Source organism: Enterococcus sp. DIV1096b, from assembly GCF_050498765.1.
Classification (GTDB): domain Bacteria; phylum Bacillota; class Bacilli; order Lactobacillales; family Enterococcaceae; genus Enterococcus_D; species Enterococcus_D entomosocium.
This window is the reverse complement of sequence record NZ_JBMHEK010000001.1, coordinates 1,172,090-1,185,124: the sequence shown is the minus strand read 5'-3', so window position 1 is coordinate 1,185,124 and position 13,035 is coordinate 1,172,090. Positions and strand designations below refer to the sequence as shown.

At 43.7% G+C, this 13,035-nt stretch carries 16 protein-coding genes and 1 other annotated feature; of the genes, 1 reads left to right on the top strand and 15 read right to left on the bottom strand.

The genetic code is table 11. The annotated features are described in order from the left end of the window. Positions 1-106: 106 nt before the first annotated feature. Positions 107-300, bottom strand: a binding site (T-box leader). An 80-nt stretch (positions 301-380) separates the two neighbouring features. From argF to IGJ17_RS05725, 9 genes are all read right to left on the bottom strand, one after another. After that, the gene (argF, locus tag IGJ17_RS05765) at positions 381-1,394 is read right to left on the bottom strand and encodes an ornithine carbamoyltransferase (RefSeq protein WP_086332205.1); all 1,014 of its coding nucleotides are present in this window, start codon (positions 1,392-1,394) and stop codon (positions 381-383) included. A 136-nt stretch (positions 1,395-1,530) separates the two neighbouring features. Continuing rightward, the gene (gene tsaD, locus IGJ17_RS05760) at positions 1,531-2,550 is read right to left on the bottom strand and encodes a tRNA (adenosine(37)-N6)-threonylcarbamoyltransferase complex transferase subunit TsaD (RefSeq protein WP_016621244.1); all 1,020 of its coding nucleotides are present in this window, start codon (positions 2,548-2,550) and stop codon (positions 1,531-1,533) included. Further along, the gene (rimI, locus tag IGJ17_RS05755; RefSeq protein ID WP_086332204.1) at positions 2,543-3,016 is read right to left on the bottom strand and encodes a ribosomal protein S18-alanine N-acetyltransferase; all 474 of its coding nucleotides are present in this window, start codon (positions 3,014-3,016) and stop codon (positions 2,543-2,545) included. The genes tsaD and rimI (IGJ17_RS05755) overlap by 8 nt, the downstream gene beginning before the upstream one ends. Beyond that, complete coding sequence (gene rimI / locus IGJ17_RS05750) at positions 3,009-3,551, bottom strand: ribosomal protein S18-alanine N-acetyltransferase (RefSeq protein ID WP_008381099.1); 543 nt, start codon at positions 3,549-3,551, stop codon at positions 3,009-3,011. Before rimI (IGJ17_RS05750) ends, rimI (IGJ17_RS05755) begins: the two co-directional genes overlap by 8 nt. Next, on the bottom strand, positions 3,535-4,260 hold the full coding sequence (gene tsaB / locus IGJ17_RS05745) for a tRNA (adenosine(37)-N6)-threonylcarbamoyltransferase complex dimerization subunit type 1 TsaB (RefSeq protein WP_005237009.1): 726 nt from the start codon (positions 4,258-4,260) through the stop codon (positions 3,535-3,537). The genes rimI (IGJ17_RS05750) and tsaB overlap by 17 nt, the downstream gene beginning before the upstream one ends. 264 nt (positions 4,261-4,524) lie before the next feature. After that, positions 4,525-5,505: a LacI family DNA-binding transcriptional regulator gene (locus IGJ17_RS05740; protein ID WP_086332203.1), complete on the bottom strand. Its 981-nt coding sequence runs from the start codon at positions 5,503-5,505 to the stop codon at positions 4,525-4,527. 32 nt (positions 5,506-5,537) lie between these two features. Then, complete coding sequence (galT, locus tag IGJ17_RS05735) at positions 5,538-7,022, bottom strand: UDP-glucose--hexose-1-phosphate uridylyltransferase (RefSeq protein WP_086332202.1); 1,485 nt, start codon at positions 7,020-7,022, stop codon at positions 5,538-5,540. Between the two features lie 3 nt (positions 7,023-7,025). Further along, on the bottom strand, positions 7,026-8,024 hold the full coding sequence (gene galE, locus IGJ17_RS05730) for a UDP-glucose 4-epimerase GalE (RefSeq protein ID WP_081118772.1): 999 nt from the start codon (positions 8,022-8,024) through the stop codon (positions 7,026-7,028). A gap of 41 nt (positions 8,025-8,065) precedes the next feature. Next, the gene (locus IGJ17_RS05725) at positions 8,066-9,223 is read right to left on the bottom strand and encodes a galactokinase (RefSeq protein WP_008381089.1); all 1,158 of its coding nucleotides are present in this window, start codon (positions 9,221-9,223) and stop codon (positions 8,066-8,068) included. Between the two features lie 150 nt (positions 9,224-9,373). On the opposite strand from IGJ17_RS05725, the gene IGJ17_RS05720 reads away from it, so the two are divergent. Further along, on the top strand, positions 9,374-9,541 hold the full coding sequence (locus IGJ17_RS05720) for a DUF3042 family protein (protein WP_017144401.1): 168 nt from the start codon (positions 9,374-9,376) through the stop codon (positions 9,539-9,541). Between the two features lie 56 nt (positions 9,542-9,597). Here IGJ17_RS05720 and IGJ17_RS05715 read toward each other — a convergent pair whose 3' ends face one another. The 6 genes from IGJ17_RS05715 to IGJ17_RS05690 all read right to left on the bottom strand — a co-directional run bounded on the left by IGJ17_RS05715 (position 9,598) and on the right by IGJ17_RS05690 (position 13,021). Then, on the bottom strand, positions 9,598-9,954 hold the full coding sequence (locus tag IGJ17_RS05715; RefSeq protein WP_016613158.1) for a DUF488 domain-containing protein: 357 nt from the start codon (positions 9,952-9,954) through the stop codon (positions 9,598-9,600). A gap of 151 nt (positions 9,955-10,105) precedes the next feature. Further along, positions 10,106-10,507: a rhodanese-like domain-containing protein gene (locus tag IGJ17_RS05710; protein WP_016613157.1), complete on the bottom strand. Its 402-nt coding sequence runs from the start codon at positions 10,505-10,507 to the stop codon at positions 10,106-10,108. Positions 10,508-10,589: 82 nt separating this feature from the next. Beyond that, a complete protein-coding gene (locus IGJ17_RS05705) occupies positions 10,590-11,561 on the bottom strand; it encodes an ROK family glucokinase (RefSeq protein ID WP_008381084.1) in 972 nt (323 codons plus the stop codon). Further along, positions 11,561-11,770, bottom strand: coding sequence for a YqgQ family protein (locus tag IGJ17_RS05700; RefSeq protein ID WP_005229394.1), 210 nt, complete (start codon positions 11,768-11,770; stop codon positions 11,561-11,563). Before IGJ17_RS05700 ends, IGJ17_RS05705 begins: the two co-directional genes overlap by 1 nt. A 30-nt stretch (positions 11,771-11,800) precedes the next feature. After that, on the bottom strand, positions 11,801-12,469 hold the full coding sequence (locus IGJ17_RS05695) for a rhomboid family intramembrane serine protease (RefSeq protein WP_086332201.1): 669 nt from the start codon (positions 12,467-12,469) through the stop codon (positions 11,801-11,803). 12 nt (positions 12,470-12,481) lie between these two features. Further along, a complete protein-coding gene (locus IGJ17_RS05690; RefSeq protein ID WP_086299630.1) occupies positions 12,482-13,021 on the bottom strand; it encodes a 5-formyltetrahydrofolate cyclo-ligase in 540 nt (179 codons plus the stop codon). Positions 13,022-13,035: the final 14 nt, after the last annotated feature.

The window sequence follows — 13,035 nt, the reverse complement described above, 5'->3', positions numbered from 1 at the left end:
GAACCCATTTTTTGATGAAACGTTGTTTGAAGCAAGCAAACAGTTGTATGTTTTTCATGCAAGAAATGATTGATAAAAACAAAAAAGCCTCTAGCGCATAACTTGCACTAGAGACGAGATTTCCCGCGGTACCACTCTGATTGTCCTTTTCGGACCCACTTTTTTCTGATAACGGCAGAATTCCGTTTGCTTAGCAAATTCTCACAAGTGCGTTTCACAATCTGATCAATTCGGCTTCCACCACCCCGAACTCGCTAACTGATACTCGAATCGCTACTTCTCTTGTTTCATCAAATCAAGGCTATTTACTTCCCAGAAAGTATAGCAAAGAAATGTTTGTTTGGCTAGCGAGATTCTGGCATTTTTCAAAAATTTTATTTTTATACTTTAGGAATAAATAGATCCCCGGCAGTCACTGCCATGATCGCTTTGATTGAGTGCAAACGATTTTCGGCTTGATCAAATTGACGAGCATACTTGCTACGAAAGACCTCGTCAGTGACTTCCATCTCAGAAATCCCATACGCCTGCGCTGCTTTTTTGCCATAAATAGTTTGTTCATCATGAAAAGCCGGTAAACAGTGCATAAAAATCACTTGGTCATTTTGCGTTTTTTCCATCAACGATTGGTTTACTTGATAAGGCAGCAGCTGTTCGATCCGCTCTTCAAATTTTTCTTCTTCGCCCATTGAAACCCAAACATCGGTATACACGACATCAGCGCCTAAAACACCTTGATCCACGTCATCCGTCACCAGGATCTTTGTGCCAGAGTGCTGAGCATAGGCTTGTGCTTGTTCGATAATGTTTGCTTCTGGCTGCAAGGCCTTCGGGGTGACGACATGAATATTGACCCCTAAAATCGCACTCGTCACTAACAAAGAATTGGCGACATTGTTGCGCCCATCCCCGCAGTATGCGATGGTCAAGCCAGTCAGTTCACCGAAGTTTTCTTGAATGGTTAAAAAGTCAGCGATCATTTGTGTTGGATGCCAGTCATCCGTTAAGCCATTCCAAACAGGCACGCCTGAATAGTTGGCCAGATCTTCGACAACCTGTTGGCTAAAGCCGCGAAACTCGATCCCGTCAAACATGCGGCCGAATACTTTGGCGGTATCTTCAATGGATTCTTTAGACCCCAACTGAATATCATTGGCCCCTAAAAATTCCGGATGTGCCCCCAGATCCACCGCTGCAACCGTAAAGGCTGCTCGTGTCCGTGTCGAATTCTTTTCAAACAAAAGTGCAATATTTTTTCCTTCTAAGTAGCGATGTGGTTGATTGTTGGCTTTCATCCCTTTTAAGTGCTGGGAAAAATCAATTAAATATTGCAGTTCTTCTTTTGTGAAATCTTTCTCTGCTAAAAAACTGCGTCCTTTAAAAACTGATGTCATTGCATACCCGCCTCTCAAATAATTAATAAATATACATCAGAATATCAAATAATGAAATATAATACAACTATATCTTCTGTTTGCTCATAAATGAAACAAAAAAAACACCTAAGAACGGATCTTAGGTGCAATCATCTTAAGAAATCCTATGGGCAAAGCTGACACTTGGATCAGCATTCAATGAAAGGTCTGCTAGGTGCTGCTTTTTCAACGCAACATGGGCATAGGCACCAATCATGGCCGCATTATCTCCGCAAAGGCGCAACGGTGGAATCAACAGTTCTACCTCCGGCAATTCCTGCATTGCTTTTTGTAAAGCGTCACGCAAGCCTTGATTCGCGGCGACCCCGCCAGCGACGATCAGTTGTTTTACCGGATAGGCTTGGCATGCCCGCACTGTTTTGTGAACCAATACTTCGACTACGCTGGCTTGAAAACTGGCTGCTAGATTTTCTACTGACAATGCTTCCTCTCTTTGCTGTGCATTATGCACAAAGTTGATAAAGGAACTCTTCAAGCCACTGAAACTAAAATCAAAATTATCTTCTTGCATCATTGCTCGAGGAAAGTGATACGTATCACTACCTAGATGTGCAAGGCGATCAATTTCTTTCCCACTAGGATAAGGCAAACCGAGAACTCGACCGACTTTGTCATAGGCTTCACCAGCGGCATCATCTCTCGTTTCTCCGATGATCTCAAAAGAGCCATCTTCTGCCATATACACCAATTCGGTGTGGCCGCCGCTGACCAATAATGCCATTAAAGGAAAAACCAATGGCTTCACTAGGCGAGCTGCATAAATATGTCCTGCCATGTGATTGACCGGAATCAGCGGTAAGCTGTGGGCCCACGCAAAGGCTTTCGCTGCAGAAAGCCCAATCAACAGTGCCCCAACCAACCCTGGACCATAGGTGACAGCCACGGCTGATAATTCTTCTGGTTGTGTGTTGGCTTGGGTCAATGCTTCGTCGATGCACAAAGTAATCTGTTCGACATGGTGACGACTAGCGACTTCTGGTACGACACCGCCGAAGCGCTGGTGGCTCTTGATCTGCGAAGCAACAATGTTACTTAAAATGGTGTCGCCGTTTTTAATCACTGCCACACTGGTTTCATCACAACTGCTTTCAATGGCTAAAATCAATTCATTCATTTGATTTTTTTCCGCCTACTTTCTTTTCCATAATCAACGCATCCTCTTCAGGATGACTGTAATATTTTTTTCTACGACCGATGACCGTATAGCCCATGCGCAAATAAAGGGCCTGTGCTTGTAAATTCGACACACGTACTTCAAGATAGATCCGCCGACCATCGGTTTGTTCCACGAGCGATTCCATTTGTTTCAACAATTCTTTCGCCAAACCATGCCCTTGATATGCTGGTAAAACCGCTACATTAAACAGCTCTGCTTCATCCAGCACTTGCTGAAAACAGAGAAACCCAATCAGCTCTTGCTTGGTTTTTCCATAACGAAACAAATAGCGACTGTTGCTGTTTTGCAAATCTTGCTGAAATTGCTGCAGATTCCAAGGCGAGCCAAAGGGATAGCTCTGATCCGCCAATGACCAGAGCATTTGCGGTGTCGGGATCGTTTGTTCTGCTTGTTCGTTAGTCATTTAAAAATTTCACCATATCCAATGCGTCTTCATTGCCTTCAGTGTAATACGCCGTTTTGATCGCCTGTGAAACAAACCCGAGGGTCCGATACAAACGTTGCGCATCACGATTGCCCAGGCGAACTTCTAATGTCAAACGGTCGCATTTGTTTTTCCTTGCATAACGTTCCATCTCTCCTATCAAGAAAGAACCGATCCCTTTTCCTTGATAATCAGGAATGATCGCGATATTAGTGATATGGGCATCAGCGCCTAAAATCCGCACCCCGATAAACCCAATCATCCGTTCATTATGCAAGATGCCCAAATAAAGATGTTTGACCCGTGAATAAAGTTCTGACAAAAAGGCGCTCTTGGTCCAAGGCAGTTCCCCAGCATACACGAGACGCTCCACCTGCAGCAGCTCTTTAATGTCATCACCGACTAATTCACGAACAACATACGTTTCCCCTCGTATCTCTTTTTTACGCTCTGGATATTGAATCTGACGGAAAAGAGCCAACTTTCCCGTCATCGTTTTAAATTTTTTCAACATAGGCATCCACTCCCGGTTCATGCGAGGCTAACCATTTTTCTTCGGCTTCAACTAATTTTAAATAGTCCGGTACAAAATCATGGATCGAAGCCACCGGCGCTTCTTCTTTCGCAATAGCAGCTAAAACAACGCCATTCGGGTAATTCCAAAACGACACTTGATTGATATGGGCTGTCGGCAGTTCCGCCTCGATCATGTCTTTAAATTTGACGGTATCGGCGCCGACAAATAGCACTTCTTGACCATCAACTGCTTTTAGCTGGGTCAATAACTCAGACAGTGAGATATGCTGGTCTTTGATCCTTGTTTCTAAGGTACCATTATGCCATTGGTAGGCACCTGCGTAGACATTTTGACGGCGAGCGTCAAACAACGGGACGATCACTTGCGATACGCCCACGCAATTGGCAGCGACTGCTTTCAAACTAGAAACACCAATCAGCGGGATGTTCAATGTTTGTGCCAGCGTTTTTGCTGTTGTGACACCGATGCGCAAACCCGTATACGAGCCAGGACCTTTCGCAACAACGATTTGCTCCAGCTCTTTAGGGGCCATCCCCACCGCCTGCATCAATCCATCAATGGCAGGCATCAATGCTGTGCTGTGGTTTTTGATCGCCATCGTCTGGCTTTGTCCCAACACTTCTTGACCATCGACCACCGCAACCGCCAGTGTCTGGTTTGAGGTATCAATCGCTAATGTTTTCATCTATCTTCTCCCCATTCAAAAAACTCTCTCATATTCTACCATATTCTAATCAAATGCCCAACCAAGTCTCCAAAAAGATGCCTGCGTTTAGAAAAAAAGCAATAGGACAACAATACCCGAACCTTTGAAAAAAGCAAGCACGGCTGCAGTTGCAAACCAGCGGGGCTGTTTAAAGGTTCGGGTAAGGCGATATTCATTTTTTTGTTATTTCATTAAAACTCAGTTGACGTGTGTAACGGTATCCTCCGATGATTCAACTGGTTGCTAAGAAGATTGGCGCGTAATCAGCTCCGTTGCGATCGTAACTTTTCGAGGAACGGGTGCTGCATTCGTAATGATATCCAGCAAGGTCGTCACTGCCAGCTCCCCCAGCCATTCCGTATGAACTTTGATGGTTGACAGAGTCGGAAAGACGTACTTTGCGACACTGACATCATTGAAGCCGATAATTGCGATCTTATCTGGAATCTTGATGTTTTTTTCTTGCAAAGCACGCATAGCGCCAATCGCTAAGGCATCACTGGAAGCAAATAAGGCACTTGGCAACTCTTTGTTTTGCTGCAAATACTCTTTCATCGCCTCATAACCGCCCTCTACTGTAAACGGTGCGCTGAGATGATATTGCGGGTGGTGCAACTTCAACCGACGAAGCCGTTCCTCAAAAATCCGGCGCCGAGGGTCATCGATTTCTTGGTGATGGTCCTTGGTAAACTCAACGCCTGATAACAAGCCGATCCTTTGGTGGCCTTTTGCAATAAAGTCATCGATCACTAAATCGACCGCTTGTTGAAAGTCCACCACCAGAGAATTGACGCCCTGGGCCAATGCGTCAAAATCGACCATCAACAAATTGGATTGGCTTTTTTTCAATTGACGAATCTGGTGATCATCGAATTTCCCTAGCGCGATCGTTCCATCGACGGCGGTATCAGACAATCCTTCATAGGGTTCTTTCAGCAAACGGATCCCTAATTCTTCGGTTTTGTTTTCAATCCCGATACGGATCGCTAAATAGTAAAGATCCGCTAATTCTTCCTCGGTATCAAACCATTGGATCAAGCGCATACTACTGGTTTCTGGCTGACTCTTTTTTTTATGTTTTGTGTAATTGAGTGCTTCTGCGGCTTTAAAAATTTTCTCTTTGGTTTCAGAACTGACCGATAATTCTGAATCGTAATTCAGCACCCGTGATACAGTGGCTGGCGAGACGCCAGCCTGTTGTGCAATATCTTTAATCGTTGCCATCTTCCAGCCTCCTTTTTTTGCGGGGAACTTTTTTATAAAGTAGCTATAAAGCGAGCAAAGGCCGCTTGCCCTGTCTGGTCTCGTTTAAAGACGCCTGCATGCGTCAATACTTGTGTAAAGACTTCTCCTAATGCATTGCGCAAAATCTGCGACACGTTTTCGGCATTGCATTCTGGGTGCTGGGCTTTGATCGCATCTGCCCACGGTATATGGTAAGCCGCGATCTGATTGGGCTGATCCAATAGATAAGCAGTCACTTCTTCTAGTTCCGGAGCTAAACGCGGTGGGAGAACTGCCAAACCCATGACTTCAATCAATCCGATATTTTCTTTTTTGATATGCTGCACTTCTTGATGTGGATGAAAAATGCCGTCAGGATGTTCTTTGGAAACATTATTATCCCGCAAGACTAAGTCCATTTCAAACAGCTCTCCTTGCTTGCGGGCGATCGGTGTCACTGTATGATGAGCCGTCCCATCTTCTGAAAAAGCAAGGATCGAAACACTTGGATCTGAGTACTGTTGCCATTGGGCTAACACATATTGGCAAGCGGCGGCTAATTTTTGTTTGTTTTTCGCTTGTAATCGTATCACCGACATTGGCCACTTCACGATCCCCGCAGCTACATCAGGAAACCCAGTCAAAGAAAAGTGTTGTTCGATTGGCGCTTTTGCCATGGCAAACGTATGCCGCCCTCCTTGGTAATGGTCATGGGACAAGATCGAACCCCCAACGATCGGCAGATCGGCATTGGACCCGACAAAATAATGCGGCATCACTTCAATGATCTGCAACAAGCGAGCGAAGGTTTGCAAATTGATTTTCATAGGCCGATGGTCTAAAGAAAGAAAAATCGAATGCTCATTGTAATAGGCGTAAGGAGAATATTGGAAGCCCCACGCTTCATTATCCAAATTCATACGAATGATCCGATGATTGGTCCGCGCTGGGTAATTGACCCTTCCTTGGTAGCCTTCATTTTCCAAACACAACATACATTTCGGATAATCTACAGAAGCAGCGGTACCTTCTTGGGCAATTTGCTTCGGATCTTTTTCAGGTTTTGATAAATTGATCGTGATCTCGATCTCCCCATACTCCGTATCAACAGGAAAGACGATATTTTTAGCGATGGCCCGAGTCTTGATGTAATCATTTTGACGGCACAGCTCAAAGAAATAATCCGTCGCTTCTTTAGGATCATTGGCATAATGTTGCGCAAAAAAAGCATTGACTACTGAAGGTGGTGGCGTCAAAAAGTCCATCAACTGGGCTTCAAAGATTTCTCTTTCTGCGTGAGAATCGCCAATTTGCTGATTGCTCAATGCACATGCCACCAGTTCGTCCATCATTTCAATCGAGGAACGAGCAACAGAACGAATTTCGCTGGGCTCAAAAACAGCTTCCCCGATCATAGCTAGTACTCGGTTTTGCAAATAAATACGATCCATTTCCATCCAGCCGCCAGCCTTGATTGCTAAAGTGACGAAATCGCTGATTGTTTGGCTGATCGTCATTGGTTATTCCTCCTGCCCTTGATACCCATTTGGATGGCTGACATGCCAATTCCAAGCAGTCTCGATGATTGCTTCGACGTCGGTATAGACTGGTTTCCAGCCTAAAACCTTTCGTGCTTTTTCACTCGATGCCACTAAGGTACTTGGATCACCGGCACGGCGAGGCGCCACTCTGGCTGGGATCTCTTTTTTCGTTACATTGCGGGCCGCTTCCACCATTTCTTTCACAGAGTACCCATGATTGCTGCCTAAATTGAAGACATTGCTCTCATTGCCTTTTTGTAAATATTCTAATGCCAACAGGTGAGCAGCGATCAGATCTTCGACATGGACATAATCACGAACACAAGTCCCATCTGGAGTATCGTAATCCTCCCCAAAAATCGCGACTTCTTTTCGTTGTCCTAAAGCAGCTTGTAAGATGATCGGTACTAAGTGTGTTTCTGGATCATGGTCTTCACCGATCGAAGCATCCGACTTCGCGCCAGCCACATTGAAATAACGCAATGCGACATACTTCATACCATAGGCTTCATCGCACCAACGCATCATTTTTTCCATGATCAACTTGCTTTCGCCATAAGGATTTTTAGGATTTGTTGGGGTTTCTTCCGTGATTGGACTATGATCAGGTTCCCCATAGGTTGCTGCTGTAGAAGAAAAGACAATATGTTTCACTTGATGTTCCTTCATCACTTCTAAGAGGACCTGCATCCCATACACATTATTGTTGAAATATTTCAATGGTTTTTCTACGGATTCACCCACCAAAGAGCTAGCAGCAAAGTGAATCACGCCATCGATCGTTTCTTTTTCAAAAACCGATTGTAAAAATGCTTTGTCGCGAATATCCCCTTCATAAAAGGTTGCTGCTGGATGGATCGCTTGGCGATGTCCTGTCAGCAAATTGTCAACGACAACGACTTGTTTTCCTTGTCCGATCAATTGATCGACTGCATGAGAACCGATATAGCCGGCTCCTCCTAATACTAAAATCGCCATATTTTCAGCCTTCTTTCTAAATTCCTTCATCATTTCTTATTCTACAGTTTTCGTGCACCATCATCAATACTTGCTTGATAAATGTCGGTTGCGTAGCCGATTTCTGCTAAATAGGTTGCTTTGACGGACGCTTCAAAATCAGCCCATTCACTTGCTTTGACCAATGCGATCCCGCAGCCGCCAAAGCCCGCACCAGTCATCCGCGCACCTAAAACAGCAGGATGCGCTTGAGCAGCTGCGACTAATGTATCTAGTTCACGCCCTGTCACTTCATAATCATCCCGCAATGAAGCATGCGAAGCATTTAACAACTGGCCGAATTCTTCAAGATCACCAGCAGTCAAAGCGGCTTTTGCTTTTAATGTCCGTTGGTTTTCCGTCACTGCATGTTTCGCCCGTTTGATCAAGCGTGGATCATCGATCAATGCTGTATTTGCAAAAAAGGTTGCTTCGTCTAATGCACCCAATGAATCAACGGCTAATGATTTTTGCAAACGAGCTAATGCTTCTTCACATTCTGCACGTCGTTCATTGTATTTAGAATCAGCCAATTCGCGGCGCTTATTGGTATTCATGATCGCTACGACATAATCACCAAATGCCGCTGGTACGACTTCATAATTTAAAGTGTTCGTATCTAAAAGCAATGCATGGTCTTTTTGACCCATTCCGATCGCAAATTGATCCATGATCCCTGAGTTAACGCCAATAAACTCATTTTCGACTTTTTTGCCGATTTTAACTAAGTCCAAGGTCTTCAAAGTTAAATCAAAGAGATCTTTTAGACAAACCCCCGTCAGCAATTCAATCGATGCAGAAGAAGAAAGACCTGCGCCATTCGGAATGTTGCCATAAAAAGCGATGTCAAAGCCACGATCGATCCCTTGCCCCGCTTCTTTTAGGAAACGAACGACCCCTTTCGGATAGTTTGTCCAATCATCTTCTTTTCGGTAATCTAGTTCATCTAACTGAAAGGAGATCACGCCTTTTTCTGGAAAATTCTCTGAATAGAGTTGGATCAACTGGTCTTCACGTTTTCGTGCTACTGCATACGTGCCTAATGTGATTGCCGCCGGGAAAACATAACCGCCATTGTAATCTGTGTGTTCACCGATCAAGTTGATTCTCCCTGGCGCAAAATACATGCCTGTGCCTGCTGTTCCAAATTTATCAATAAATATCTGTTGCAATTGCTCCATTTTTCTCACTCCCACTTTCTTTTTAGTAAACTTATTGTAAATTATTTACTAAATTATTTCAAGCGTTTTCAATCCCAAAAGTGATTTTTTTTGATATTTTTTCCGTTTTCATTCATAATGAACCTATAACTAAAGGCGAGGTGTTTAATGATGAAACGATTTCTTTCAGGATTTTTAGTAGGAACAGTCGCAACGGTTGCTGCAGCTGCAAGTGTTGTTATGACGGTCAAGAAACAAGTGATTGATCCAATTGACGAACAACAAGCAGATCATGATGAAAAACGGAAACGCGCGATGCGTAAAAGCGTTGCCCGCTAATCATTTGCTACAAAAGAGCCGTCAGCCTTCAATAGGCTGGCGGCTCTTTTAGGTAATCATTCTGCCTTCTCCAGTAAGTCCTGCAAAATCACGGCTTGATTTTGTTCTTCATTTTTCGCTCCGTAAAGTAAGGTCACGGTCTGTTGTTCAGCAACCAACGCTTTTAACCGTGCCAAGGCATCTTTAGCTGGCGCTTTCTCTAATTCTTGTAGATAGCGGCCTTTAAACGCATCAAAACGTTCAGGATCATGCCCAAACCATTTGCGCAATTCAGTACTTGGTGCGACTGCTTTGAGCCATAGATCGATCTGGGCTGCCTCCTTTTTCATTCCTCTAGGCCAGATGCGATCCACCAATACCCGATAGCCATCTGTCGTTTCCGCCACTTCATAAATTCTTTTTCGCTTGATCAACGCACACTCTCCTTATCGATAGACCTAAGTTCTATAAATAAAGGCAAAAGTCCACAATGTAAATTGAACAATGACTTACTTGAAACACTCCGTTTGGTGTTTCGTCGCTCATTCAAATTTGCTTGTGTTCTTTTGCCTTAAGTTCTCTCTTTTATAAACTATTTTTCTTTTTCGTCTTGCCACTCCAGCCTTCATAACCTTCTTTTAGGATATAGACATTGGTAAAGCCTTCTTTTCGTAATTTATTTGCTGCGCGAATACTCAACGATTTACGCGTGTCATATAAGTAGATCGGTTGATCTTTACGAAATGCGCTGAAGGAATTGGTTAAAACAGTAAAGGGAATATTACGCGCCCCTAAAATATGCCCACTGTCAAATTCATTTTTTTCCCGAACGTCGATCACTTGGGCTTTCTTCATTCCTGCTTTAAATTCATCTTCTGAGATGATCGTTGCTGAACGGCGTCCCATAATTTGAAAATACGCCCAGTTCAAAGCGATTGCTAAGATTATTAATGCCAAAACCAAGTTTAGCCACATAATTGGTGTCATTTCTTCTATTCCTCTCTATTGTAACAAACATTCTTTTTTGATTTATGCTGCTTTAATCTATCCTTGCCTAGCAGCTTGTCATCTATGCTTTTGCTGCAAACTGCAAAGCTAATGATGCTGCCCCAATCACACCGGCATCATTCCCAAGTTCGGCCAATTTGATTTCAGTACTTTCCGTTACCTGTGGGAAGGTAAATTGAGCAAAGTAGGCAGCAACCCGTTCACGTAAAAATTCACCGGCTGCCGATACGCCTCCACCTAAAACGATACTTGATGGATTTAATGTGTTTCCTAGGTTTCCGCATGCCAACCCAAGGTAGAAGCACACTTTATCAACGACCATCAAGCCAAATGAATCGTTTGCTTGAGCCGCTTCAAAAATATCTTTACTTGAAACATCTTCCCCATTGTCCAGCTGTTGTTTCAATGCCGAGTCGCCAGCATATTCTTCTGCCAACTGTCGAGCAACTCGCACAACACCCGTCGCACTAGAAACCGTTTCTAAACAACCACGTTTGCCGCAAGTACATTCGAACCCTTCAGGATCAACAGTGATATGACCGATTTCTCCGGCACAACCAGCAACCCCATGAAGCAATTGCCCTTCCATGATGATACCGCCGCCAACACCTGTACCTAGTGTGATAAAGATGACATCAGGATTGTTATCCCCTGCCCCTTTCCAACGCTCACCTAAAGCTGCTACATTGGCATCGTTATCGATGGCAAATGGGATTTTTGTGCCTTTTTCAATCAGTTCTTTGACTGGCTGAAGTGTTTTCCAGTTCAGATTGTAGGCACCTATGACGGTTCCTTTGTCACGGTCGACACTTCCTGGTGTCCCCATACCAATACCGATAAATGCTTCCGGCTGTAAGCCATATAATTCTAGGCGATGATTGATCGATGCCACGATTTCTGGCACGATATGTGAGCCTTCATCAAGAATATTGGTGTCAATACTCCATTTTTGCTGAATCTCGCCTTCGCTCGTTAAAATAGCGAATTTCACCGTTGTTCCGCCTAAATCAATTCCGATGATTTTTTTGTCCATCACTTGTTTTCCTCCCGGCTTTCTTCAATTCGATGCTCCCGCGTAAGAATTCGCCGGGCAGTCAGATATACATCCCGATCTATCAAGCGACTGTCATAAAAGTTTTTCAACTCGATTTGCATCAGTTCTATATCGTAGATCCGCTTGCCGACATATACGTAAACACCAAATTGTTTCAGTAATTGTTGTACGTCATATAACGTTTCCATTTAACCACTTCCTGCTTATTATACAAGTAATTAATATTTTTTAAAACCATATATCACAAAAATAGCCAATAAGAAAACAAAGAGTCCGCCAGAGAGGATTCTGGTGTGGATCGAATATTTTCCATAGTTCTTTGGCAATGCCAAAAGATTCCCTAACAATAACCCACCGAGGATCCCGCCAATGTGTCCCCACATATCAATCGTTTGATCAAACACCCCAAAAACCAGGTTCAATCCAACGAATAGGGCAAATTGCCGTACCATTGCTTGGATGCGGTAATCATTTCTAAAATGCCAACCTAAAATCAAAAATGCCCCGAAAAGCCCGAATAATGAAGTACTAGCGCCTGCTGATTGAACCCCTATTTGGTTGAAAGCAAAACTCATGGTATTGCCCATGATGCCGCTTAGTAAATACAAGGCAAAAAAACGGCTATGACCATAGATGGCTTCTACTTGTTGCCCCATATAATAGAGAATCACAGAGTTGATTGCAAAATGTGCCAACCCGAAATGCAGAAAGATTGGGGTAACGAAACGCCAATATTCATTTAAATAGACGACAAACGGACCAAACATCACCCCGCCTGATTGAATAGAGGGACTAAAATAACCCAAGATAAACACAATAGTTTGGATAGCTAAAAATAGATACGTGAAGATCGACTGATTCAGCCATCTTTTCATTTGAGAATTCATTGACGTGCTCCTTTACGTGCGAATAAGCGAATCCGTATAGATTTTATCGATTGGAATGTCGAATACATCTGGTGTCCATTGATCGTTGAATTGTTCTCCGAAGACCAAAGAAACGGTCTTGCCATCAAAAGCTGACAAGAAACGATCATAATAGCCGCCGCCAAAGCCGATGCGATAGCCTTTTTTCGAAAAAGCCAAGCCGGGAACAATGAGTAAATCCAAGTGATGGGCTTCTTGCTCACTGATCGGCTCTTCAACCCCAAATGCCGACGTTTCATAACGCGTTGCCGGCTCCACATGATAAAACTGCAATTTTTTTTGTTGTGCTTTCGGCACTGCGATTCGTTTGTTTTGTTCAAATCCTTTAGCAAAAATAGCCGCTGTATCAAATTCAAATGGCAACGAACGGATCACTCCTACTGACTTAGCCGTTTGCCAAATCTGAGAAGAAAACAGCAACTGCAAAATCACCGTTTCTTTCTGCTGCTTTTGTTTGCTCGGCATTTTTTTTAATGTTTGGATCATGTGCTCTCTAATGACTGGTTTTTCCATTGGATCACTCCTCT

What these genes read in the sequence shown, in the direction of transcription:
- argF (WP_086332205.1), bottom strand. Translation starts at nt 1,394, where the DNA reads ATGACATCAGTTTTTAAAGGACGCAGTTTTTTAGCAGAGAAAGATTTC.
- tsaD (WP_016621244.1), bottom strand. Translation starts at nt 2,550, where the DNA reads ATGAATGAATTGATTTTAGCCATTGAAAGCAGTTGTGATGAAACCAGT.
- rimI (WP_086332204.1), bottom strand. Translation starts at nt 3,016, where the DNA reads ATGACTAACGAACAAGCAGAACAAACGATCCCGACACCGCAAATGCTC.
- rimI (WP_008381099.1), bottom strand. Translation starts at nt 3,551, where the DNA reads ATGTTGAAAAAATTTAAAACGATGACGGGAAAGTTGGCTCTTTTCCGT.
- tsaB (WP_005237009.1), bottom strand. Translation starts at nt 4,260, where the DNA reads ATGAAAACATTAGCGATTGATACCTCAAACCAGACACTGGCGGTTGCG.
- IGJ17_RS05740 (WP_086332203.1), bottom strand. Translation starts at nt 5,505, where the DNA reads ATGGCAACGATTAAAGATATTGCACAACAGGCTGGCGTCTCGCCAGCC.
- galT (WP_086332202.1), bottom strand. Translation starts at nt 7,022, where the DNA reads ATGACGATCAGCCAAACAATCAGCGATTTCGTCACTTTAGCAATCAAG.
- galE (WP_081118772.1), bottom strand. Translation starts at nt 8,024, where the DNA reads ATGGCGATTTTAGTATTAGGAGGAGCCGGCTATATCGGTTCTCATGCA.
- IGJ17_RS05725 (WP_008381089.1), bottom strand. Translation starts at nt 9,223, where the DNA reads ATGGAGCAATTGCAACAGATATTTATTGATAAATTTGGAACAGCAGGC.
- IGJ17_RS05720 (WP_017144401.1), top strand. Translation starts at nt 9,374, where the DNA reads ATGAAACGATTTCTTTCAGGATTTTTAGTAGGAACAGTCGCAACGGTT.
- IGJ17_RS05710 (WP_016613157.1), bottom strand. Translation starts at nt 10,507, where the DNA reads ATGACACCAATTATGTGGCTAAACTTGGTTTTGGCATTAATAATCTTA.
- IGJ17_RS05705 (WP_008381084.1), bottom strand. Translation starts at nt 11,561, where the DNA reads ATGGACAAAAAAATCATCGGAATTGATTTAGGCGGAACAACGGTGAAA.
- IGJ17_RS05700 (WP_005229394.1), bottom strand. Translation starts at nt 11,770, where the DNA reads ATGGAAACGTTATATGACGTACAACAATTACTGAAACAATTTGGTGTT.
- IGJ17_RS05695 (WP_086332201.1), bottom strand. Translation starts at nt 12,469, where the DNA reads ATGAATTCTCAAATGAAAAGATGGCTGAATCAGTCGATCTTCACGTAT.
- IGJ17_RS05690 (WP_086299630.1), bottom strand. Translation starts at nt 13,021, where the DNA reads ATGGAAAAACCAGTCATTAGAGAGCACATGATCCAAACATTAAAAAAA.